The 22,351-nt window shown below is 39.7% G+C and carries 20 protein-coding genes; 9 read left to right on the forward strand and 11 right to left on the reverse strand.

All coding sequences use genetic code 11. The features are described 5' to 3' along the window. The first annotated feature begins 140 nt into the window (after positions 1-140). Positions 141-614, forward strand: coding sequence for a hypothetical protein (locus tag H5232_RS15600; protein WP_149980143.1), 474 nt, complete (start codon positions 141-143; stop codon positions 612-614). An 812-nt stretch (positions 615-1,426) separates the two neighbouring features. Here the strand turns inward: H5232_RS15600 and H5232_RS15605 are convergent. Next, positions 1,427-2,080, reverse strand: coding sequence for a DUF6058 family natural product biosynthesis protein (locus H5232_RS15605; RefSeq protein ID WP_145236013.1), 654 nt, complete (start codon positions 2,078-2,080; stop codon positions 1,427-1,429). 170 nt (positions 2,081-2,250) lie between these two features. Here H5232_RS15605 and dapA point away from each other — a divergent pair, with 170 nt between their 5' ends. Both dapA and H5232_RS15615 read left to right on the forward strand, forming a co-directional pair. Continuing rightward, complete coding sequence (dapA, locus tag H5232_RS15610; RefSeq protein WP_149980144.1) at positions 2,251-3,171, forward strand: 4-hydroxy-tetrahydrodipicolinate synthase; 921 nt, start codon at positions 2,251-2,253, stop codon at positions 3,169-3,171. Between the two features lie 197 nt (positions 3,172-3,368). After that, on the forward strand, positions 3,369-4,670 hold the full coding sequence (locus H5232_RS15615) for a DEAD/DEAH box helicase (RefSeq protein WP_145236005.1): 1,302 nt from the start codon (positions 3,369-3,371) through the stop codon (positions 4,668-4,670). Between the two features lie 72 nt (positions 4,671-4,742). Here the strand turns inward: H5232_RS15615 and H5232_RS15620 are convergent, their stop codons facing one another. Continuing rightward, the gene (locus tag H5232_RS15620) at positions 4,743-6,353 is read right to left on the reverse strand and encodes an NAD(P)/FAD-dependent oxidoreductase (RefSeq protein WP_182831162.1); all 1,611 of its coding nucleotides are present in this window, start codon (positions 6,351-6,353) and stop codon (positions 4,743-4,745) included. Positions 6,354-6,518: 165 nt separating this feature from the next. Between H5232_RS15620 and fdxA the strand changes: the two genes are divergently transcribed. Together fdxA and H5232_RS15630 are read left to right on the forward strand one after the other, a co-directional pair. Continuing rightward, a complete protein-coding gene (fdxA, locus tag H5232_RS15625; protein WP_145235999.1) occupies positions 6,519-6,842 on the forward strand; it encodes a ferredoxin FdxA in 324 nt (107 codons plus the stop codon). 134 nt (positions 6,843-6,976) lie between these two features. Then, positions 6,977-9,208 (forward strand): carbohydrate binding family 9 domain-containing protein, encoded by a 2,232-nt coding sequence (locus tag H5232_RS15630; protein WP_182831163.1) that lies wholly within the window; start codon positions 6,977-6,979, stop codon positions 9,206-9,208. Positions 9,209-9,310: 102 nt separating this feature from the next. On the opposite strand, the gene H5232_RS15635 is transcribed toward H5232_RS15630, so the two are convergent. The 4 genes from H5232_RS15635 to H5232_RS15650 all read right to left on the reverse strand — a co-directional run bounded on the left by H5232_RS15635 (position 9,311) and on the right by H5232_RS15650 (position 12,258). After that, positions 9,311-9,847 carry a fused DSP-PTPase phosphatase/NAD kinase-like protein gene (locus H5232_RS15635; RefSeq protein WP_182719555.1) on the reverse strand — a complete coding sequence of 179 codons (537 nt, stop codon included), beginning with the start codon at positions 9,845-9,847 and terminating at the stop codon, positions 9,311-9,313. Between the two features lie 142 nt (positions 9,848-9,989). Further along, on the reverse strand, positions 9,990-11,588 hold the full coding sequence (locus H5232_RS15640; RefSeq protein ID WP_182831164.1) for an AbgT family transporter: 1,599 nt from the start codon (positions 11,586-11,588) through the stop codon (positions 9,990-9,992). 107 nt (positions 11,589-11,695) lie between these two features. Then, positions 11,696-11,998: a hypothetical protein gene (locus H5232_RS15645; RefSeq protein WP_145235984.1), complete on the reverse strand. Its 303-nt coding sequence runs from the start codon at positions 11,996-11,998 to the stop codon at positions 11,696-11,698. A 2-nt stretch (positions 11,999-12,000) separates the two neighbouring features. Further along, the gene (locus tag H5232_RS15650; protein WP_182778435.1) at positions 12,001-12,258 is read right to left on the reverse strand and encodes a DUF3081 domain-containing protein; all 258 of its coding nucleotides are present in this window, start codon (positions 12,256-12,258) and stop codon (positions 12,001-12,003) included. 162 nt (positions 12,259-12,420) lie between these two features. Between H5232_RS15650 and H5232_RS15655 the strand changes: the two genes are divergently transcribed. Then, positions 12,421-13,320 carry a redoxin family protein gene (locus tag H5232_RS15655; RefSeq protein ID WP_182831165.1) on the forward strand — a complete coding sequence of 300 codons (900 nt, stop codon included), beginning with the start codon at positions 12,421-12,423 and terminating at the stop codon, positions 13,318-13,320. 66 nt (positions 13,321-13,386) lie between these two features. Next, on the forward strand, positions 13,387-14,667 hold the full coding sequence (locus tag H5232_RS15660) for a flavohemoglobin expression-modulating QEGLA motif protein (RefSeq protein ID WP_145235968.1): 1,281 nt from the start codon (positions 13,387-13,389) through the stop codon (positions 14,665-14,667). Between the two features lie 146 nt (positions 14,668-14,813). Here the strand turns inward: H5232_RS15660 and H5232_RS15665 are convergent, their stop codons facing one another. Genes H5232_RS15665 through H5232_RS15680 form a run of 4 tightly spaced genes read right to left on the reverse strand, consistent with a single transcriptional unit; the run spans position 14,814 to position 19,449 of the window. After that, on the reverse strand, positions 14,814-15,617 hold the full coding sequence (locus H5232_RS15665) for a DUF1338 domain-containing protein (protein ID WP_182831166.1): 804 nt from the start codon (positions 15,615-15,617) through the stop codon (positions 14,814-14,816). A 47-nt stretch (positions 15,618-15,664) separates the two neighbouring features. Continuing rightward, the gene (astD, locus tag H5232_RS15670) at positions 15,665-17,146 is read right to left on the reverse strand and encodes a succinylglutamate-semialdehyde dehydrogenase (protein WP_182831167.1); all 1,482 of its coding nucleotides are present in this window, start codon (positions 17,144-17,146) and stop codon (positions 15,665-15,667) included. 18 nt (positions 17,147-17,164) lie between these two features. After that, complete coding sequence (gene astA, locus H5232_RS15675) at positions 17,165-18,199, reverse strand: arginine N-succinyltransferase (RefSeq protein WP_149980153.1); 1,035 nt, start codon at positions 18,197-18,199, stop codon at positions 17,165-17,167. Positions 18,200-18,243: 44 nt separating this feature from the next. After that, positions 18,244-19,449, reverse strand: coding sequence for an aspartate aminotransferase family protein (locus H5232_RS15680; protein ID WP_149980154.1), 1,206 nt, complete (start codon positions 19,447-19,449; stop codon positions 18,244-18,246). A 205-nt stretch (positions 19,450-19,654) separates the two neighbouring features. On the opposite strand from H5232_RS15680, the gene H5232_RS15685 reads away from it, so the two are divergent. Together H5232_RS15685 and H5232_RS15690 are read left to right on the forward strand one after the other, a co-directional pair. Next, complete coding sequence (locus tag H5232_RS15685; protein WP_145235943.1) at positions 19,655-20,083, forward strand: Lrp/AsnC family transcriptional regulator; 429 nt, start codon at positions 19,655-19,657, stop codon at positions 20,081-20,083. A 266-nt stretch (positions 20,084-20,349) separates the two neighbouring features. Then, the gene (locus tag H5232_RS15690) at positions 20,350-21,375 is read left to right on the forward strand and encodes a GGDEF domain-containing protein (protein WP_182740066.1); all 1,026 of its coding nucleotides are present in this window, start codon (positions 20,350-20,352) and stop codon (positions 21,373-21,375) included. Here the strand turns inward: H5232_RS15690 and H5232_RS15695 are convergent. Continuing rightward, positions 21,372-22,295: a hypothetical protein gene (locus H5232_RS15695; RefSeq protein ID WP_182718640.1), complete on the reverse strand. Its 924-nt coding sequence runs from the start codon at positions 22,293-22,295 to the stop codon at positions 21,372-21,374. The genes H5232_RS15690 and H5232_RS15695 overlap by 4 nt on opposite strands. Between the last annotated feature and the right edge of the window lie 56 nt (positions 22,296-22,351).

A 22,351-nucleotide genomic window follows, 5' to 3' on the forward strand; every position in this document is an offset into this window, starting at 1 on the left:
AAAACAGTTAAATAAATTGACTGATGATGATCAGTTAAGCTAATTTAAAAACGGCTCTACAAAATGATAAATCAGGTGATCAAAGCTGATGAGAATCGGTGATCAAAGTCATGAGAATACGCACGTGAGGCGTATCCATTATGAATCGTAAATTGATTCCAATAGTTATTCTTTTTATTTGGCTCTGCCAAGCGGGTTCGAGTAGTTTAAAGAACATCGAATATGCAGAGGTAATCTCTGGACTATCGCGTACCTCTGAGCTTGGCGAATGCAACATAGCTGTCGATATCACGAGATCTTGGCCGTTCTCTTGGACAGCACGTTCAGCGAGAATAAATGTAAAAAATCAGAGTGTGGCTTTAACTTCTTTTACAAGTAAATTTAATGTGCCTGATAGAACATTCCTAAAATCACACAATACCAATTATCACTTTACTTGGAGCCGTCAATTAGAAGACCAGCTTGTTGCGTCTTTTGTCGATGTCGAGATGAAACCAAATGGCAGCGTTCAGTCTGTCAATATCGGTAATTGCCCTAACTATCCAGATAATAACGAATTAATAGGGAATTTAGAGTATTGTAATTCACCAGTGCAGCTAATAAAGTGCACCTAACAAGCGCCTTAACTCCGACAATGTTTAGTTGTCATGGTTTTGGCAAACAACGCAAAAAGCCACGCCAACACATTGCGTGTTAGGCGGGTGTTAGGCAACTAGATGAAATGTAGTGTCTGTGGAAATAAACCTAAACGGAAAATCGAATTTAAAATTAGTCTGTTAGATTGTTTCGGGCTGTTTGTTCTTTGCATTCCTTTCGTTGCAATTTTGTTTGCGATAGTTTATGGAGTAACATCACTGTTTGTCGGCGCCGTTGGTTCAATTTTGGCAGGTGTAAACACAAACCCTGAACTATTAAGGTCTTTAGTATCTGTAGTTATTTTGTATTTTATACTTGCACGCTTCTTTGTGAAGTACATGCCAAAATTGCTCAATATTCTTGGGTATTTCATCAACTATAAGCTGGTTATCTCGGCAGATTGTGAAAAATGCAGCCATAGTTGCATTACACATAGTTACCCAACTGAGCCACATGCGTAACACATTGCCTAACAAGGCCGTTAAACCGTGGACACAAAACAGTGAGCTTGTGCTCCTTCGTCGCCAATTTTAGCCTGCAATTTTGTGCCGTTTACGGCAAGTGTTACCAATGACCGCTCACAGCAGCCCGTTAACTCTAACTCATTTTTGTCCAGAAATGCGCTAGAGTGGCCATCTTCATCGCGCTCAAAGTACTCATTCAGTAAGTTTGGTTACACTACTCTTAAAAATCATCATATTGCGGTTACATTTATGCAAAACTGTGATGTGGCACTATTGTTTTTCCTAAAACCTAAAACCTAAAACCTAAAACCTAAAACTTTTTTTCTTCACTTAACCGATAAATCATATTTAAGCACCAGTGCATCAATATAACGGGCACGAAGGGTATGTTGTTTTTCGTGTTCGGCACCATGACTAAGCGCGCGATTTAATAGTTTTAAAGCAGGGTGTAATTTGCTTCGCTCTGCTTGTGTGAGGTTTGGCTTTGTGCGTAATTCGGTTATATCATCTACAACTAAGCGACCAATATCAACGGCGGCGATTTCTTCAATTAAGCCATTTTGAGTTAGCACACCGTATTTACTGCATAAAAATTGTTGCCATACTTGTTGTAGGTGCTCTTCTAATTCACAACCAAATAGCTCTTCGTTAAATTCAAACCCTTGTTGAGCTAACTTCGTTAAACTTGCACTGTATTGCTGTGCAAAGTAGTTGAAGGCTTGACTGGATGAATCAATTTTTTGCTTGGCTAAGCCTTGTCCCCAGTTAACGCATCCTCTTGGATAGAAGTCGTCGTATTCTTCGCATTCATATAAACCAGAGTAAGAGCTACAACTAAGCTGATTTTTAATACAGTAACTGGGTTTTGGAAATAACCCGTTTTGTTGCCAAATTGCAAGAGTATCTTCATCGATTGCTAAGGCATGACAAAGCTCTTCGCTGTGATAAAAATGGGTTGCTAAAAATCGTGATAAACGCATAAAAGTGCACTCAAGGTTAGAAAATAAATATACTGTTCATTTATACAGTTGTTTATTTTGGACTAAGCACCTCTACAACACAAGTAATTTAATTAATTAGTTATGCAACACTCGGAAAACGCCTGCTTTTATGTTACAACTACGGCAAGTTTTTTTAAGATTAATTTTTTATGCGCACCCTAGAACAAATTAAACAAGCAAGCCTCATCACAGCAATTAAAACGCCTTATTTAGCCAGTGGTGAAATTGACTTAGCCACATATGATTATTTAGTTGAACAGCAGATCGCCGCCGGTGTTGATGGTATTGTGGTCGGTGGAACCACAGGTGAAGGCCAGTTAATGAACTGGGAAGAGCATTTAATGCTGATTGCGCACAGCGTTAATAAGTATGCAGATAAGTTGGTGATTGTTGGTAACACTGGCAGTAACAATACCCGCGAAGCCGTTAAAGCGACTGAGTATGGCTTTGCCAGCGGTATGGATGCAGCGCTACAAATTAACCCTTATTATGGCCGCACATCGATTGCCGGTGTGATTGAACACTTCAAACGAGTGCTGGCAATTGGTCCTGCTTTTATCTATAACGTAGCAGGGCGCACAGGGCAAGATTTAACCCCTGACATTATTGAGCCGTTGGCACAACATGAAAACTTTATTGGCGTAAAAGAGTGCGGTGGTAATGAGCGCATTAATCACTATGAGCAACAAGGTATTGCCTGTTGGTCTGGTAATGACGATGAAGCACATGATGCTCGCCATACTTATAAAGCGCATGGCGTGATCTCGGTAACCTCTAATTTAATTCCTGGCTTGTATCGTCAATTAATGGACAGCAAAAGCGACGCGCTGAACGCGTCATTACAACCTTTGATCAGTTGGTTGTTCTGTGAGCCAAATCCAATTGCAATTAATACTGCATTGATGATGACAGGTGCTGTCAAGCCTGTATTTAGATTACCTTATGTGCCATTAAATGAGCAGCAGCAAGCGCAAGGGGTTACGTTGATCAATAAACTTGATGATGTTGCTGTTGTAGGTGGCTCTAAAGCCACACCATTAAATTTAGAAAATACAATTATTCTGCCATAATTTAGTTTGGGCTTTAAAAGATCGCCAACCATTGTTGTTATTGCTTAGCAAAGTATGCTTTGAAAAGGTCAAACACAAAAATGGCTGTAGAAGAGAAAAGGTAATTCTAGTTGGTTTATATATTTAAAAACTAACTGTTTGCCTTAAATTGCTGTATAATTTGCGACCCTTGATAATGTGGCCGCAGGTTATACAGCATGAATTTTAAATCTTTTAGTTTTGCCCCTGAACTTCTTCAGGCGTTAGATGAACTTAACTATCACACCCTTACGCCCATTCAACGTAATGCTATTCCAGCAGTACGTAAAGGCAAAGATGTTTTAGCCAGTGCCCAAACAGGCACCGGTAAGACAGCTGCTTTTGCTTTACCAATTATTCAAAAATTATCTGAAGTTGAATACACAAAAACTAATGCACCACGTGCCTTAGTGCTAGCACCAACGCGTGAGCTTGCAGAGCAAATTGCCAATAATTTTACTGATTTTGCAAAGTACACCAAGCTTAAAACTGTGAGTTTATTTGGCGGTGTTAGTACGGTAGGTCAAGCTAATGGCTTAAAAGCGGGTGTCGATATCGTAGTCGCAACACCGGGTCGTTTACTGGATCATATTCGTTTAGGTAATCTAAGCCTTGCTGACGTACAACATCTTGTGCTCGATGAAGCTGACCGTATGCTTGATATGGGCTTTATTGGTGATATGCAAACAGTGATCAATGGCTGTGCTGAAGATCGCCAAATTTTGTTGTTCTCTGCAACATTCCCAGCGGCAATTAAACAGTTTGCTAGCAAAGTACTCAAGCAAGCTGAAATTGTCCGTGTTGATCAAACCAACAGCACTGCTGCAACCGTTCATCACGTGGTTTATCCAGTTGAAGAGCGCCGTAAACAAGAGCTGCTTTCTGAATTGATCGGTAAGAAAAACTGGCAGCAAGTGTTAGTGTTCGTCAACATGAAAGAAACGGCTGATGAGCTAGTTAAAGAATTAAACTTAGATGGTATCCCGGCTGCTGTGTGCCATGGTGATAAAACCCAAGGTAACCGTCGTCGTGCATTAAGTGATTTCAAAGCGGGTAAAGTACGTGTGCTTGTGGCTACAGAAGTTGCCGCTCGCGGGATTGATATTGATGACCTACCACGTGTAATTAATATTGACTTACCATGGCTTGCTGAAGATTACGTACACCGTATTGGTCGTACAGGTCGTGCCGGTAAACAAGGTCAAGCAATCTCATTTGTTAGCCGCGAAGAAGAAAATATGTTGTTTGAAATTGAAACCTTAATCGGTCAAAAAATTCAGCGTGAATACTTGCCGGGTTATGAAGTAAGTAACCGTGAAGTACTGATTGATAAAATTGGCAAAAAACCATCGCATTTGCGTCGTAGCCATTCAAATAAACCATCAGGTCAAGCAACTGGTGAAGCGCGAGCTAAAAACCGTTCACGTATCTCAAACGTACGTAAAACCCTCAAAGGTGCCAAACTTTCGTTAAAGAAATAATGGTATAAGTTAAGTCATTAACACCAAAAAGCCTCAATAAATGAGGCTTTTTTGTGAACTGTGAAAAACTACTTAGTTATTTTTCTCAAGCATAGATAACGCTAATGCTTCAGCGGCTTTTATACCGTCAATGCCTGCGGAAAGAATACCACCTGCATAACCCGCACCTTCACCGGCAGGGTATAGGCCTTGGGTATTGATACTTTGCATGCTTTTATCTCGTTTAATGCAAATTGGTGATGAAGTACGGGTTTCAACGCCCGTTAATAAGCCATCGTTTGATGAAAAACCACGAATTTGCTTATTAAATGCAGGAATTGCTTCACGAATGGCATCAATTGCATATTTAGGTAACACATTTGCTAGATCAGTGAGTTTGATACCTGGTGTGTATGAAGGCTTTACATCGCCTAAGTCACTTGAATCTTTACCTTTCAAGAAGTCGCCAATTAACTGTGCCGGTGCATCGTAATTACTACCACCTAGTTCAAAGGCTTGCTCTTCTAGTTTTCGCTGCAGATCAATACCGGCTAATGGATGACCTGGGAAATCTTCTTCAGGAGAAATCCCCACAACAATGGCACTGTTAGCGTTGCGTTCGCTGCGAGAATACTGACTCATGCCATTCGTTACCACGCGACCTTCTTCAGAGGTTGCTGCGACCACAGTACCGCCTGGGCACATACAAAAACTGTAAACAGTACGGCCACTGTGACAATGGTGAACCAGTTTGTAATCTGCAGAGCCAAGGATCGGGTTACCAGCATTATCACCAAAACGGCATTCATCGATCATAGATTGTTTGTGCTCAATTCTAAAACCAACTGAAAACGGTTTTGCTTCAACGTAAATCCCTTTATCGTATACCATTTTAAATGTATCACGTGCGCTGTGACCTACCGCAAGCACAACATGACGGGTATCAAGTTGTTCACCGGAGGATAATTTCAGTCCTGTTACTTGGCCATCATCAAGTAGGATGTCATCAACGCGGGTGCTAAAACGAATTTCACCGCCGAGCGCTTCAATACTTGCACGCATTTTTTCAATCATCGTAACCAGCTTAAAAGTACCAATATGCGGTTTGCTGACATACATAATTTCTTCTGGTGCGCCCGCAGCTACAAATTCAGTGATCACTTTACGACCATAATGCTTTGGATCTTTAACTTGGCTGTAAAGTTTTCCGTCAGAGAATGTTCCTGCGCCGCCTTCACCAAATTGCACGTTTGACTCGGTATTTAGAGTACGTTTTCGCCAAAAACCGAAAGTGTCTTTGGTACGTTCACGTACTTCTTTACCACGTTCTAAAATAATGGGTTTAAACCCCATTTGCGCCAGTATTAAACCAGCAAACAGTCCACAAGGGCCAAAGCCTATCACCACAGGACGTTCTTGAATTGTTGCTGGTGCTTGAGCAACAAATTTATAGCTGGTGTCAGGGGCTGGTTTTACATGTTGGTCTTTAGCAAACTGAATTAATAATTGCGCTTCATTATCAACCTCAATGTCGAGGGTATAAATAAGTAAAATGGCGGTTTTTTTGCGGGCATCGTAACCACGTTTAAAGACATTAAAGCTATGGAGTTGGCTGTTATCAATGCCAAGTTTAGTTATAATTGCTTGCTTTATGGCATCTTCGCCATGATCAAGTGGCAGCTTAATTTCTGTTAAACGTATCATATTTAGTCTCTGTTAGGTGTCTTAGCAGTCGCTGATGCGAGTTGCTCACAATAGCTGACTATTTTACGTTAATTTAAGCCTCGATGGCAGCGATTATTTATTGTATTTTGGCTGTGGTTGGGTATGATCTCCAGCTGTATTAAGATATGTTAGGCAAAAGTTAAAATGGCATTTGTAGTCACTGAAAACTGTATAAAGTGTAAATACACTGACTGTGTAGCAGTGTGTCCAGCAGATGCGTTTTATGAAGGCCCTAATTTTTTGGCGATCAGTCCGATTGATTGTATTGATTGTGGTTTATGTGTTCCAGAATGCCCCGCTGAAGCAATTTATCAAGAAGATGAATTACCTGATTCGCAACAAGAATTCACCGAACTGAATGCCGAACTTGCTCTTATTTGGCCGCGTATCACTGATGTAAAACCAGCCCCTGAAGATGCCGATACCTGGAATGGTGTGGCCGATAAATTAAAGTTAATTGAGACCTAAAATCTCAGCTTTTTGTCTTGGTTAGTTAATTAAAATAACATTTTTGCAATCAAACTATTAACAAATGTACCTGCGTGAATTACAATTGCTACTTAACTTACTCATCCGAGTAACTGAGTATTAAATGGATGTTTATGCAGTATATAAAATTAATAACGTTACCTGTCTGGGTTTTAGCTTTCGCTTTATGTAGTACTTTTGCACACGCTGAGCAACAACAATTTATTTTAGCGCACATTGATCAAGGTATTGATCTTGATGGGAAGTTGAGCGAACCGCACTGGCAACAAGCCACTTTAATCCCTTTACGCTATCAAAATGAACCCAATGAAAAAGGCACACCACCTGTAAAAACAGACGCTTATATCTATGAAGATGGCAACTATTTATATCTTGGTTTTGTTGCTTATGATAATGATCCCAGTCAAATACGTGCAGCACTTCGAGATCGCGATACATTATGGTCGGATGATAATGTCGCATTGATGATTGATACTTTTAACGATGAGCGAACAGGTTATGAGTTTTACGTAAACCCACTCGGTGCACAAGGTGATATGCGCATGACCGATACCGATGGCTGGGCTGAAGATCCATCGTGGGATGCGATTTGGGACAGTGCGGGGCAAATAACTGACCAAGGTTATACCGTAGAGATGCGCATCCCGTTCACTGCATTGCGTTTTCCTAAAAATAAAGCCGATATGACTTGGGGGGTTGCGCTGTGGCGTAATTATCCTCGAGATGTTTTATATCAATTATCCAATGTAGGTTTTGACCGCGACGTGAAATGCAGCTTTTGCCAATTTGATAAAGTAACCGGCTTTATTGCCATGGAGCCGAGTAAAAATATTCAATTAACACCAACCTTGACTGCGCTTCGTCATGACACGAAAAATACAGTACCTGGTGATTGGCAAAATGGTGATATTGATACTGAAGCTGGACTCGATTTACGTTGGGGTATCAGCCAAGATGCGGTTATTAATGCCACCATTAATCCCGATTTCTCGCAAGTAGAGACCGATAGTTTAGAGTTGGATGTCAATACTACATACTCTATTTATTATGCTGAGAAACGCCCGTTCTTTTTAGATGGTGCATCGTATTTCAAAAGCAGTTTATTTGAGCTTTTATATACTCGTACAATTGCCGAGCCTGAAATTGGCGCCAAAATAACCGGTAAAACAGATGCACATAGTTATGCCTTTATGTATGCCGATGATGAAAATACCAGTCTTTTTTTACCGACTAACCAAGGTTCTGGCTTTGCTAATTTAGCTGGAAAATCAAAGTCAGCGGTTGGCCGATATCAATACGACATTGGCGAGCAGGGCACTATAGGGGTGATGAGTACCCACCGTGAAGCGAATGACTATCACAATACCGTACTGTCGGTAGATGGTAGTTATTGGTTTAATCAAACAGATAGTGTGTTGTATCAAGTTGCTACCTCTGATACTAAAAACTCCGCCTTTTTAACTGATAACTATGGCTTGGAGAAAAACCAATCTGATCAAGCTTATAAGCTCGAGTTTTCTCGCGAGAAAAGGGATTATAAGCTACTTGCCAGTTACGAAGATATTGGTGAGGATTATCGTACCGATGTTGGCTATCAAGAAAAAGTGGATTATAAAAAAGCGTTACTAGGCGGCGGGCAAACGTGGTACTTAGATGCAAGTGAGATGATAACCGAATATTCTTATAATGTTGATTGGGACAAAACCTGGGCGCAAGATGGTAGCTTGCTTGAAGAAGAGTACGAAGGGTATATTTTTTTAAAAGGCCAATTACAGTCATCCTTAGAGTTTGGTTTGATCCATCGTAATGAGAGCTATAAAGATGATTTTTATAATCAAAATATCGGCTTTATTTATGGTGGTTTTAACCCAAGCAAAGATTTACGTATTACGCTCTATAGTGAGTTTGGTAGTAAAATAGATTACAGTAATGAGCAGTTAGGTGATTTATTTACTCTAGAGCCAGAACTTACCTGGGACATCAATGATCATTGGCAACTACAGCTTGAACACAGTTATAGCCGTTTAGATAACCCACAAGGTGAAAATGTATTTACAGCGAATCTAACCGATTTACGAATTTATTATAAATTTAATATGCGCTCGATGCTGAAACTGATTTTACAGTTTGAAGATATCGACCGAAATCAAAATGCTTATTACTTTGCTGTAAATCACATCAACCGAGATTATGGCAGTCAGCTTGTTTACTCATATAAAATTAATGCACAAACATTATTTTACTTGGGTTATTCAGATAAAGGCTATCAAGATGACTCATTAAAAAGTATAGAACGCGATCAACGTACTTTCTTTACTAAATTAAGTTATGCATGGCAGCTTTAAATTACATTTAAAAAAAAGCCCTTAGTATTTAACTAAGGGCTTTTTGTTGTTAGATCTATTTAAAGTCATAGTTGAATATTTCAATACATCTAATGTGTTATTTTAATGCTCTTTTATTTTATAGGTTGCTATGGCGTCTCTTACCACAGGTTCAAGACTTTTCAATCCCCACTGTTTACCGGTCTCAATCGCTTTTTCAATTGGTTGGTTAAGCTCTATTGCGTTATAAAGTGCAATCAGTGCCCCAACTCGGTTACCACTTGCACAATGCAGTAATGTTGGGCTCTCAGATGCTTTCGCTAATAATTGCTGCAGTTTTTTTGCATTTTCGATATTGATATCGGCTCTTGATGAAATGGGCAGTGAAAAGTATTGCAGTCCTAAATTGGTCACTAAAGCCTGTTCATCCCAATTATTTTCCCCATCCCCGCGTAAATTAATTACATACTTTATACCTTGCTTTGCAAGCTGCTGAAATTGTTCTTTAGAAGGTTGTCCTGCAGTATAGATGTGTTGTTGTGGGTGCGCATAATTAGTTAATGCGACGGACTTTATATTTACTGATGGGAGTGGTTGTGCATAACTTGTTATGCTGATCAAAGAACATGCTAAAGTGATAATAAAACATACTATTTTCATAATTTTAGATCTCGTTGAAGTTGCTAGTAATGTGGCAATTGTATAAGTAGTTACTATTATTAAAGCAGATAGTTTAGTTTTTCAAACACGTTAGAGTCACTCAATAATAATGCCAGCAACAGCTGGCATTATTTATCGGTTATTAAGGTGTGTAATAAATTGGTGAGCCAGGCCCTACTGGCAGACCAAATACAAACACCCACAAATAAAACAGAGCAACCCAACCGACAAAGAAAATCATACTATAAGGCAGCATGGTGGCGACTAAAGTGCCTATTCCCATGTCTTTTTTATATTTAGTGGCAACGGCGAGGATCAAGCCAAAGTAACTCATCATTGGGGTGATCAAGTTGGTGACAGAATCACCAATTCGATAAGCCGCCTGAATGGTCTCTGGCGCATAGCCAATCAACATGAGCATTGGTACAAAGATAGGCGCAGTGATTGCCCATTGTGCAGATGAAGAACCTAAGCTTAGATTAACTAATGCACACATTAATATAAATAACACAAATACTTCAGGACCAGTCAGATTGAGGGCTTGTAACATAGCAGCGCCATTTATAGCTAAAATAGTCCCTAAGTTAGTCCACTTAAAGAAGGCGACAAACTGCGCGGCAAAAAATACTAATACAATGTACATGCCCATTGAGCTCATACTTTTGCTCATCGCGTTGATCACGTCTTTATCATTTTTCATGGTGCCTACTACACGGCCATAAACGAAACCGGGTATACCAAAGGTAATAAAAATAAATACCACAATCCCTTTAGAAAAAGGCGAGTGGGCAAATAAACCTGTTTCAGGATGGCGCAAAATGCCATCTGCAGGCACGATTGTCCAAGCAAGTAGTAGCGATACTAACAATAAAGAAAATCCAGCCCATTTTAAGCCTGATTTTTCTTTAGCTGTTAAGCCTTCTATATTATTTTGCGCCAGATCAGCACTGGCATCATCGGGGTTGTATTTTCCAAGGCGGGGTTCAACGATTTTTTCAGTCACGAAGGTGCCTAATACGGCAATCAGTAAAACTGAAATCATCATAAAATACCAGTTTGCTTCAGCGCCAACTTGGTAAGTTGGATCAATCATTTGTGCTGCCGGAGTCGTAATACCTGCAAGCAATGGATCAATCGTACCTAACAATAAATTAGCACTGTAACCGCCCGATACACCGGCAAAAGCTGCGGCTAAACCCGCTAATGGATGACGGCCTAAACTATGGAAGATCATTGCAGCTAAAGGAATTAATACAACATAACCAAGTTCAGATGCAGTATTAGATAATATAGCGGCAAATACCACCATAAAGGTAACTAAGCGTTTAGATGCGCCCATTACCATGCCACGCATTGCAGCAGATAATAGCCCTGAATGTTCGGCAACGCTGACACCTAATAGTGCAACAAGCACAGTGCCTAAAGGGGCAAAACTGGTAAAATTAGTAACAAGACCGGTGACGATACGTTGTAAGCCTTCAGCACTTAATAGACTCACAACTTCGATAACGCCGTCAGGTTCACGACCGGCGGAGCCAATTGGGCGAGGATCAATTGCACTTAATCCAAACCAATCAGCAATACCACTGAAAACAATAATGGCCACACAAAATAGGGCAAACAAGGTGATTGGGTGGGGTAACATATTCCCCAAAAACTCAACCGAGGCTAAAAATCGGTTAAATAATCCCGATTGTTTTCCTTCACTCGATGAGTCGGCAGTGTCGACGGCTTTTGACATAGCAAGGCTCTTAAAATTGAAAAATTTCCGCAATCTATCATTTTTAAGCATGATTATCATTAATAAACGGTGGTTTACCAGATGGGTACGATAAACTGTTAATTAGGCTATAGAATTCCTTTGAATAGTAACGGATAGCGACGTAATCGCTGGCCAATATAGTCATCCGCTAAGATTTGCTGGCAAATATCTTCAATATTATCAGAAGCTTCAAACACCCAGTCGAATCGTTCAATTGCAGTTAAAAATCCTCGTTTTAGGAACCGTTGTTGCCGATACTCCTCGAGATTACCTTTAATTATGGCAAGCTTACTTTCATCGTCGCGTAATTGTTGCACAACCTTGGCTATAAAATCTGTATGTTGGTTGTGCTTATTAGCTGGGCGAATTCGCGGTTTGCTGTTATACACAATTACACCTCATTGATTATATTTTCCAGCTTTTTAAGGAAGTCATCTTTATGCTTTTCATGTTCATAATCGAGATGATAGGTGTTATGAAAACCAAATCTAAGCAATACGCCACTGCCTTTAAGATAAATGGTATAACCATCAATATCTGAAAATGCGGTTAATCCTTTATAGTGTTTTCCTTCATCGTTTATCTCACCATGTTGGATGATCTGCTCATAGACAGCTAATATTTGTTTTCCTTCGATGTCATTTTTCATCACTACTCCAAATGTTGCTTTGATAATTAAATTGATACGAAACCTAACTCTATTTAGTTTATACCATGTAATGATAAATGATCGAAAAGTTCACCGATGTCGCAAAATTACAATCAGCTAAGAAAGCGACCATGCTAAGGTGTATTTATTTTAGGGATAACAATGATGAAGTCTAAATATATTACGCTGTTGTGGGTCTTTTTGTACTTTTCAAGCAGTCAACATTTGTTAGCAAATGAGTCAAATTTGGTTTTAAAAAACCAACAGGGGGAGCTGTTCGAGCTGAATAAAATCGTTGGCAAAAAGCCTGTGTATTTAAAATTTTGGGCAACGTGGTGTAAGCCTTGTATGGAGCAAATGCCACACTTTCAGCAGGCCTATGAACAGTATGGAGATACAATTGATACAATAGCGATTAACATTGATCTAAATGATGATCCTACTGCTGTTGCAGCTGTTAAAAAACAGTTTAATTTAACCATGCCTATCATGAGTGATCATACCGCAAAAGTTGCTCAGCATTATCAATTTATAGGCACTCCTTTTCATGTATTACTCGATAAAACGGGCAAAGTGATTTTTCAAGGCCATCAAGCAGATAAAGCACTTGATAATACACTGCGATTATTATCACATGACGGCATGGTGGCAAAGGCCCACTTGTTAGATGAAGGTAATAAGCAAGCTGCGACTGCTTTAGTTATTCCAGAGCATGGCTTAAAGGCAATATTATATACGGCAACGTGGTGTGATTGGTATTTAGCTGATACTCGCCCGAAGATGGCAACAAACTGTGCCGCAGCTCAAAAGCAAATCAATCTATTAACCAATCAGGGAATTGATACTGAAGCTAGGGTTAGCCAATTATGGACAGATCAAGCAGCTGTTGATGAATATATCGAAAAATTTAAAGTCATACATCCGGTGTACATTGATCACGGTAATGATTTATTTATTGATAATAAAATCAGTAGTGTGCCTACCTTGGTCATTTATAAAAATGGACACATGGTCAATCGTATCAGCGATTTTTCTAGCCCTGTAAATTTGCAAAGTAAGTAATAATTTGCTTTGAAAATGAGCAAATCTAGCCTATCCTCTAGGCTCATTCATCAGTGAGCTTAGAGCATGATAGATAAGGCGTTATTACTTAAAACTCGCGAGTTATCAGATCGATTAATCGCCCTACAAACCCCGATCCGTATCTTAGATGCGATAAATTGGGATAAAAGCATAAAAGAAGAGTTTTTTAGACAAAAATGTCAAAAAAATCCACTGGTTGATAAAGCCTATTATCAGCAACGGGATCTAGGTTTTGTACCTAGCGAGCTACGCCAAGCATTTTCTGATCTAAACCGTAATATCATTAGCCAGCTTGGGCAACTCAATCCTATCGCTCAATATATGAGTAAAATGTGCAGCGAGTACAAAACAGTATTGAGTATGCTTGAATACCGTGGCACTGCTGAATTTCATGATTTATCGGTAGAGTTGTTTGGTCATCCAAAAGATTTATTTCATGCCGGTGAGCCATCGTTATCAGAGCTTGCAAATATGCTTGAGTTACCGCTCAAAAATCTATTGGCGGCCGATATTTTACCTGATGATCCTAAAAATATAGATGCTGATGAAGCCGTTCGAATTCTTGCTGAACAAGTACGTTTAAGTATGCCAGGTATCGATGTTGAAGTGGTCATTAGTGATGGGATCGTCAGTGATGCAGCTGCTGGTGCTAATAATATTAAGCTAAATCAAGATGTAAAGTTTTCTCAACGTGAGCTTGATATTTTAGAAGTACATGAGGGCTGGATCCACGTAGGTACAACGCAAAATGGTTTAGCTCAGCCATACTTAACCTGTTTAAGTAAAGGCACACCAAGTTCAACAGTGACACAAGAAGGGCTGGCAGTACTAACCGAAATTATCACCCTTAAATCAACCCCTCGTCGTTTAGCGAAGTTAGTAAATCGTATTCAAGCGGTGACCAAGGTAATTGATGGGGCTGAGTTTGTTGATATATATCGTGATTATGTTGCCCAAGGCTTGAGTAAAGATGAGAGCTATACATTGGCCCAGCGAGTATTTCGTGGCAGTACCGCAACAGGCTTGCCATTTACTAAAGATATCGCTTATATCAAAGGGTTTGTATTGGTTTACAATTTAATTCGGGTTGCGATACAACTTGGTCGCATCGATCAATTACCCTTGCTGTTAGTGGGTAAAATCTCGATTGATGACTTTAGACTAATATCGCAATTACATGATTTAGGTGTAATTGAAGACCCTAAGTTTGTTCCGCCACATTTTAAAGATTTACGCGGTTTAGCAACGTGGCTTAGTTTTGGCCGTTTTATTGGTGATTTGTCATTTGAACAGTTAGAAAACGACTATAAACCACTATTTATATAGTGACTCATAATCCTAGTATAAAAACAATAAAAACGCAGTTGTAATGAACAACTGCGTTTTTCTATCGTACAGCTAAGTACTTTATGAAATCAGCCAGTAAGCACCCAGCTGCAAACACATGCACTTATGATCTGAATCTAGATTAATTAACGTGCATTGGTGCTTTCAAAGATTTTATCGGCCGATGCAGCAACGAAACCGGTATATAGTTCACCATCAGGTTTCGCATAACGCAGGGCAAACTCATAAAAACAACTAGGTACGCTCATCGTCGTGTCACTAAACTCTACTGCAAAGTCATCGGCAAGGGTTGATGATTGCTCAAGTAATACCTCAGGTGAGCCTTTTACTTCACCGCCTGAAATATTAAGGGCAAAACCGGCATCTTTAAGCGCTTGGTTAACGTCTTCAATTTTATCAAATTTGGCAAGTTCATTAATGTTCACGGTGAAATGATTAGCACGGTAACCCCATGCTGACATCCACGCTGCATATTCGCTTTCAGCCAGTAACTGTTTATAAGTTTCAGAGCTTACTTGCCAATGGGTGCCTGAGTATAAGAAGTTTTCTGCGGTTACGGCATCTGCATCTATGCTGGCAACCAGCTCATTAACGATGGCTTGCAGTTGCTCAGAACATTGCTCTACAAGTAATTCAGAAATAAATACTTTTGGTTGCTTTGGATCGCTATGCTCATAATGTTTAGCATACAATTTTTTAGCTTCAAAATGATATTCACTACATTCTTTATAACCGACGGCTAAGAAATGGGCGGCTAACTTTTCCAGACCAATTTTTTCATGATTGAAAGTGCGTAGTGCAATATGGTCGTTGATCACATCATCTTGTTGTGTCGAGCCTAATAGCTCATGAACTTTTACAGCTGACGGTGTTACCGCTAGGTAGTTTTGCCATAAGTTGTCAAAAAGGGCATTTACATCTGTGTGCATTTTTAATTCCTTAATTTAATTTCTGCAGCCGTTAAGCTGCAGACTGATTATTCAATAATTAAGCCCGGCGCAAGGGTACTTGGTAAACTAACGCTTGGTGCTTCAACAGAGGCTACTGGGTATGAGCAGTAATCTGCGGCGTAATAGGCGCTCGCTCTGTGGTTACCACTGGCACCAATACCACCAAATGGCGCGGCACTTGATGCACCGGTAATTGGGCGATTCCAGTTAACAATACCGGCGCGAATATGTTTTAAGAAGTGCTCATAATCTTCACTTGAGTCACTTAAAAGCCCAGCCGATAAACCAAATGAGGTATTGTTCGCTTCCACAATTGCACTGTCAAAGTCGCTATAGCGATAAATTTTAATTAATGGGCCAAAGTGTTCTTCATCTGCGATGCTGGCCACATTTGTTACATCGATAATACCAGGGCTTACAAAACCGGTGCCTGGTTTTAAGTGTTTTAGTTCAACTAAAGGTTCAGCTCCCATATCAATCAATTGTTGCTGAGCGGCGACCATTCCAAGCGCGGCTTTTTCGCTGATCATAGCCCCCATGAAAGGTTGTTCTTTGCTAAAGCTGTCTGCAACTTTTATACTTTTAGTTGCGGTGATCAGCTTTTCTAAAATAGCATTACCATTAGCTGTATTTGCAATAAATACCCGACGGGCGCACGTACAGCGCTGACCAGAAGTTATAAAGCCGGATTGGATAATATCATGCACGGCAGCATTTACGTCAGCCACATCTTTAACTATGAGCGGGTTATTCCCCCCCATTTCTAGCGCTAAAATTTTACCTGGATGTCCAGCAAACTGCTTATGTAATAAATGACCTGTGTTTGAGCTGCCAGTAAAAAACAAGCCATCGGTATCTTGGTGGCTAGCAAGTGCAATACCGGTGTCAACTTCACCCTGAATAAGGTTGATCACCCCAGCTGGCAGGCCTGCTTTTAACCATAACTCAAGTGTGTATTGAGCAACAAGTGGGGTTAGCTCAGATGGTTTAAATACGACGGTATTACCCGCTAAAATTGCCGGTACTATATGACCATTAGGGAGGTGGCCTGGGAAATTATAAGGGCCAAAAATAGCCACTACACCATGCGGCTTATGACGAATAAAAGCTTTAGCGCCGGGCATTGGATTTTCAGTAGTGCCTGTTCGTTCATTATGAGCTTTTATTGAGATCGCCACTTTGCCTGTCATAGCACCCACTTCGGTGCGTGTTTCCCATAGTGGTTTACCTGTTTCGCGGGCAATGATAGTCGCAAACTCTTCGCTATTTTCTTTTAGCTGGCTGACAAAACGCTCAAGAACCGCAATACGCTCTGTAATTGGGGTATTTGCCCATGTAATGTGTGCCTGACGAGCTGATTTAATCGCTGCGTCGACTTGTTCTTTACTTGCTGCTTTACCTTGCCAAACAATATCCCCGTTACTTGGGTTTATTGAACTGAAATCATGACCTAAGCCAGTTTGCCATTGGTTATTGATTAGTTGGCTGTTGTGCGTATTAACGCTCATAGAAACTCCTACAGAGGTTTACAGACGGAAAAACCGCGCTGCATCTCCTTGTTTTAATTTAAGTGCTTTTGCAACTTCACTGCTAATAATCAAGGTATGTTTAGCATGATTATAATGTGCATGTTTTGTGAAAGTGGCTCTGAAGTCATTCACGCCTTGATTACAAATAGCTAAGGTGTCGGAACTTTGTTGATTAATATGATCAAGTTCACCTATGGTAATAGGGCATACTTGAGATTCACGGATGCTACGTATATTGCCAAGTTTGGCTTCAACTGTTGGCCCAGCATCAAATAAATCAACGTAACCTCGATGCTCAAAACCTTCTTTTTCAAGCAATTTTAGTGCAGGTTTAGTGTGCTCGTGTACTTTACCAATTACAGCTTGCGCTTTTTTGCTTAACAGGTTGGCGTAAATAGGGTACTTGGGCATTAATTCACTAATAAATACTTTATCGCCTAAGCCGACTAAATGATCGGCTAGTGGGAATTCAATACTGAAAAAATGTTCTTCAAGCCATTGCCAAAATGGAGAATGGCCGTTTTCGTCACTAACGCCACGCATTTCTGCAATGATGGTATCGGCAAAACGCTCACTGTGTTGAGCCATAAACAAAAAGCGTGAACGCGATAAGAAACGTCCTGTTAGCCCTTTGCGGCTATCTTCACGTAAAAACAGTGTGCATATCTCTGAGCAGCCGGTGTAATCATTACACATACTGAGAATATCAACGGTGTTATATACGTTAAGAGTGCGAGAATGATGAACCGTTTTACCTAAATGATAGTGATACAAAGGAACGTTCATACCGACCGCCGCTTCAATCGCGGTAGTGCCGACTACTTGACCTGTTTCACTGTCTTCTAATACAAATAGGTAGCCCTCGTCTTGAGGCTTATTAATGTTTTTTGCAAAGCTCCTTTCTGCTCGTTCAATTTTCTCTAGCAACAAGGCATCATCAACAGGTAATGATGTAAAACCATGGCCTGACTCTATTGCTATTTGTTTTAGTGAGTCAAAATCATTTGCGGTTATAGGACGTAATACTTGCATTTAAAAGTGCTCCATTAACGCCCTAAACAGGGCGTTAAATTAGGTTAACCGTTTACAACGTCTGCTACGGCTTTTTCAAAGCGCGCTAGACCTTCTTTAATGTCCTCAAGTGGGATCACCAGTGAAGGCGTAAAACGAATAACATCGGTACCAGCAACTAAGCTCATTAGTCCTTGTTGAGTACTTGCTACCAAGAAGTCGCGAGCGCGCCCTTCAAACTTGCTGTTTAGTACGGCGCCTAATAATAGACCTTTACCGCGTACTTCACTAAATACGTCGTATTTTGCGTTGATCGCTGCAAAACCATCACGGAAAAGCTGTTCACGCTGTTTAACGCCGCTTAGCACTTGTTCGGTATTCACGGTATCAAATGCCGCTTCTGCCACTGCACACGCTAACGGGTTACCGCCATAGGTTGAACCATGCGTGCCCACTTTAAGATGTGCTGCAATATCAGTCGTGGTGATCATCGCACCAATAGGGAAACCGCCACCTAACGCTTTTGCTGTTGTTAAAATATCTGGTGTCACGCCTAATTCTTGGTATGCGTATAGTGAGCCTGTACGGCCTACACCCGTTTGTACTTCATCAAAAATAAGCAATGCATTGTGTTTATCACACAAAGCACGCACACCTTTGATAAATTCATTATTTGCAGAGATAATGCCGCCTTCACCTTGCAGAGGTTCCATCATTACGGCACAGGTTTTATCGCTGATCAGTGCTTCAAAAGCTGCTAAATCATTGTAGTCACAATGATCAATTGCGGCTGGTTTAGGACCAAAACCGTCAGAATATGCGGTTTGGCCACCCACAGTTACGGTAAAAAAGGTACGACCATGAAAGCCTTTGTTAAATGCGATTATTTGGCTTTTATCAGCACCATGTACATCCAATGCGAAACGACGCGCGAGTTTTAGCGCTGCTTCATTTGCTTCTGCGCCTGAGTTTGCAAAGTAAACTTTGTCTGCAAATGTTGCGTCGGTGATTTTTTTAGCTAATCGAAGTGCTGGCTCATTAGTCATCACATTGGATAAGTGCCAGATTTTTTCGCTTTGCTCTTTTAACGCATTAACAAGGGCTGGGTGACAGTGGCCTAAACAGTTGACCGCAATACCGCCAGCAAAGTCAATATATTCTTTATCGTTTTGATCCCAAACACGAGAACCTTGGCCACGCACCGGAATAACCTCTGATGGGTTATAGTTAGGGACCATTACGTCGTTGAATAATTCTCTTGTTACTTGCATTTGTTACACCTAATTCTGGCTTAATATGAAAAAAAACAAATTGCATTTGATGGGTTAATCAAGCCGTTATTACCCTGCAATAATGTGCTTTAATGATTTTTCTTATTTACTACCGCTATTATCTGAGTTCAAAGCTTAAATTTGCAGTGCTATTTTGTGAAAAATGATTAAAATAAAACACAAAATGACGAGGTTAATAATCAATATGATAACTATACAAGACGAAAAGCTACTTTCTATACTTCGCACGAATGCCAGAGCGAGTATTTCTGATCTTGCCAGGGCACTTAACTTATCGCGCTCAACGGTGCAAAGTAGGATGTTAAAGCTAGAAGAAACTGGAGTAATAAAGGGCTACAGTGTTGACTATGGCGATGCGTACTTAAGTGCCATGGTATCGGCCCATGTATCAATTAAGGTAAAGCAAAAACTAACCACTAAAACTAACCTTGAACTCAAGCAGATTGATGCTATTTCACAATTGTATGCTATCAGTGGTGAGTTTGATTTGATAGCCGTTGTACAAGCACAAAATTTAGAAAAACTCAGCCATTTACTCGATGACATTGGTAACTTAGATGGGGTTGAACGTACGACTTCCTCTGTTATTTTAGAAACAAAGTTTAAACGCTAAGTTGACCACAAATACAGAATGTCATACTTTATATATATTATTTTTTGCTGTGTAGCGTATTGAGGTTAAATTATTTCCTATCTTTACGACTAAACAAAACAGTATTTACGCACTACACTTACTACTAGCGCTGGGTTTTTTACTCGTTAATGTAATTATGCTCCCTAATTTTATTGGCGTTTTTATTTGGTTTATATTTTCTAGAACTTATGTTCGGGTAATTAATCATAATTAAGAATCTTCAGTTATTTGAATATAGGATCCCTATGGAAGAAAACTTATTAAATTCTGTTATTAAAATAACTAAAAACCGTGATGTAGATTCATTAGAATATAGCTTGATCTCGACGATCCAAGAATTTGTTGGTTGTACAGAAATTGTAGTTTATAAGGATTTAGACGTACACACTGATTTAACGATTGAGCGCAGCATATCGTTAAAAGTAATTAATGGTAATCAGTTTGAATGGGCACAACGTAAAGTAGTCGATTCACCAGAGCCAGAACTGTTGTCATGTTTGCGCTCAGCATGCATTATTACTGTACAATCAGCGGATGGCATTGAGAAGCGTTGGTTACCAATTTCTTTGCAAGATAAGCCGATAGGCGCTATTGCGGTTGTATGTAAAGATTTAAAAAGTGCGGATCAAGTGTTGCTTAATGCCTTTTGCCGTATCTATGAAAATTATTTATTTATCTTGCATGAAAATGAACGGGATCAACTCACAGGTCTGTTAAATAGACAAACATTTGATAAAAAAATAAAGCAGCTAATTGAAAAGCAAGTAATAAAACAGCATAAAACAGCAAAAATGGATAACAATCGCAAGCGTAGGCTCAGCTCAACATCTTGGCTGGCAATGCTTGATATTGATCACTTTAAAAAAATAAACGACAGCTTTGGTCATGTTTGTGGTGATGAAGTTTTATTGCTGCTTGCACAAAAAATGCGCCACTTTCTACGCTCAACCGATTTGATTTTTCGCTTTGGTGGAGAGGAATTTGTGATCGTGTTTGAACCCACCAATTTTGAGTCGATTGAAAAGAAAATGAATGAGTTTATGGAGATGATCAGAGAAACTCATTTTCCATTTGTTGAAAATATGACCGTTAGTATTGGCATGTGTCGCATCAGCCCTTACGACTTTCCTATTAATGTGTTAGAAAATGCGGACAAGGCACTTTATTACGCAAAGGAAAATGGTCGCAATAGGCTGTGTTTTTATGAACAGTTAATGGAGAACAACTTGATTGACTCAAATGATAAAAGCACGGATATAGATTTATTTTAATCTGACGCCTTTGGTATTTTCTTAATGATAGTTTTTGTTACTTCATCAAGTTTAATGACATAAGCGTTACCGCCAATTCCTTTAAATTCTTCATCGGTAAATACAATGGTATTTTCATCATAGAAAGTAATCGCTTCTTTTTGAGTCACAATCCCCAAATCTATTCGTGATACGTCCCCTGAGAAAAACTTATCACCAGTAAAGTTTTCAAATAACCAAATGCTTGTTGAATCTAATAATACTAACTTTGTACGATCGGGGCTCAGTGCTGCAGAGGTTATCCAGCAAAGCTTTTCCATTGTTGTACAGGTTTTAAATGAATCTATTAACTGCGCATCAAAATTAGCTGCATGATCGCCAACTTTATAAACATTAGTAATGCCATCAAACGGCTCAGTACGGTTTTTAGTAAACAAATATAAGTGACGGCCAAAGGCAACAAATGCTTCTAGATCAAAGTTTCGCTTATCTGGTGTGATAGGGCTACCGTCAAGTTCTGGATAAGTAAACTTGATAATTTCAGCTTCGGTGGTATCAGTTTTGATGTCGATGGGATTTTCTATTTTATAAATAGTGAGCCACTTACGTTCTTGTTTATTATTACCAAAGTCACCTAAAAAGAAGTGCCCAAAGTCATTCTGAGTCATATCTTCCCAATCAATGTTTTTCGCATTAGTAACAAGGACCTCTTTGGCGATAGAGCCATCTTCGTTGAGGCGATAAAGTTTTGGATCATCACCGCTGTCATTTATTGCCCACAAGCGCTTGAATTTATCAAATTCGATCCCCGATATTTCTTTGAGTTTAGGATCAACACTGAGTTTCTTTTTGCTGTATAAGGTATAAATTGAAATGCTGGTAAGTACAATACTCACCAAAATGATGATTGAGATTAATGAATAAATACTTTTTTTAAGCATGGAGGAAGTAGAATCTGATACTAAGTTATTGAGTATTATTATCTATTTTAAGGTGA

This window comes from Pseudoalteromonas sp. SG41-5, from assembly GCF_014164495.1.
In the GTDB taxonomy this organism is placed as follows: domain Bacteria; phylum Pseudomonadota; class Gammaproteobacteria; order Enterobacterales; family Alteromonadaceae; genus Pseudoalteromonas; species Pseudoalteromonas rhizosphaerae.

Coding starts and splice junctions, on each gene's coding strand:
- H5232_RS15600 (WP_149980143.1), top strand. CDS start 141: ATGAATCGTAAATTGATTCCAATAGTTATTCTTTTTATTTGGCTCTGC.
- H5232_RS15605 (WP_145236013.1), bottom strand. CDS start 2,080: ATGCGTTTATCACGATTTTTAGCAACCCATTTTTATCACAGCGAAGAG.
- dapA (WP_149980144.1), top strand. CDS start 2,251: ATGCGCACCCTAGAACAAATTAAACAAGCAAGCCTCATCACAGCAATT.
- H5232_RS15615 (WP_145236005.1), top strand. CDS start 3,369: ATGAATTTTAAATCTTTTAGTTTTGCCCCTGAACTTCTTCAGGCGTTA.
- H5232_RS15620 (WP_182831162.1), bottom strand. CDS start 6,353: ATGATACGTTTAACAGAAATTAAGCTGCCACTTGATCATGGCGAAGAT.
- fdxA (WP_145235999.1), top strand. CDS start 6,519: ATGGCATTTGTAGTCACTGAAAACTGTATAAAGTGTAAATACACTGAC.
- H5232_RS15630 (WP_182831163.1), top strand. CDS start 6,977: ATGCAGTATATAAAATTAATAACGTTACCTGTCTGGGTTTTAGCTTTC.
- H5232_RS15635 (WP_182719555.1), bottom strand. CDS start 9,847: ATGAAAATAGTATGTTTTATTATCACTTTAGCATGTTCTTTGATCAGC.
- H5232_RS15640 (WP_182831164.1), bottom strand. CDS start 11,588: ATGTCAAAAGCCGTCGACACTGCCGACTCATCGAGTGAAGGAAAACAA.
- H5232_RS15650 (WP_182778435.1), bottom strand. CDS start 12,258: ATGAAAAATGACATCGAAGGAAAACAAATATTAGCTGTCTATGAGCAG.
- H5232_RS15655 (WP_182831165.1), top strand. CDS start 12,421: ATGATGAAGTCTAAATATATTACGCTGTTGTGGGTCTTTTTGTACTTT.
- H5232_RS15660 (WP_145235968.1), top strand. CDS start 13,387: ATGATAGATAAGGCGTTATTACTTAAAACTCGCGAGTTATCAGATCGA.
- H5232_RS15665 (WP_182831166.1), bottom strand. CDS start 15,617: ATGCACACAGATGTAAATGCCCTTTTTGACAACTTATGGCAAAACTAC.
- astD (WP_182831167.1), bottom strand. CDS start 17,146: ATGAGCGTTAATACGCACAACAGCCAACTAATCAATAACCAATGGCAA.
- astA (WP_149980153.1), bottom strand. CDS start 18,199: ATGCAAGTATTACGTCCTATAACCGCAAATGATTTTGACTCACTAAAA.
- H5232_RS15680 (WP_149980154.1), bottom strand. CDS start 19,449: ATGCAAGTAACAAGAGAATTATTCAACGACGTAATGGTCCCTAACTAT.
- H5232_RS15685 (WP_145235943.1), top strand. CDS start 19,655: ATGATAACTATACAAGACGAAAAGCTACTTTCTATACTTCGCACGAAT.
- H5232_RS15690 (WP_182740066.1), top strand. CDS start 20,350: ATGGAAGAAAACTTATTAAATTCTGTTATTAAAATAACTAAAAACCGT.
- H5232_RS15695 (WP_182718640.1), bottom strand. CDS start 22,295: ATGCTTAAAAAAAGTATTTATTCATTAATCTCAATCATCATTTTGGTG.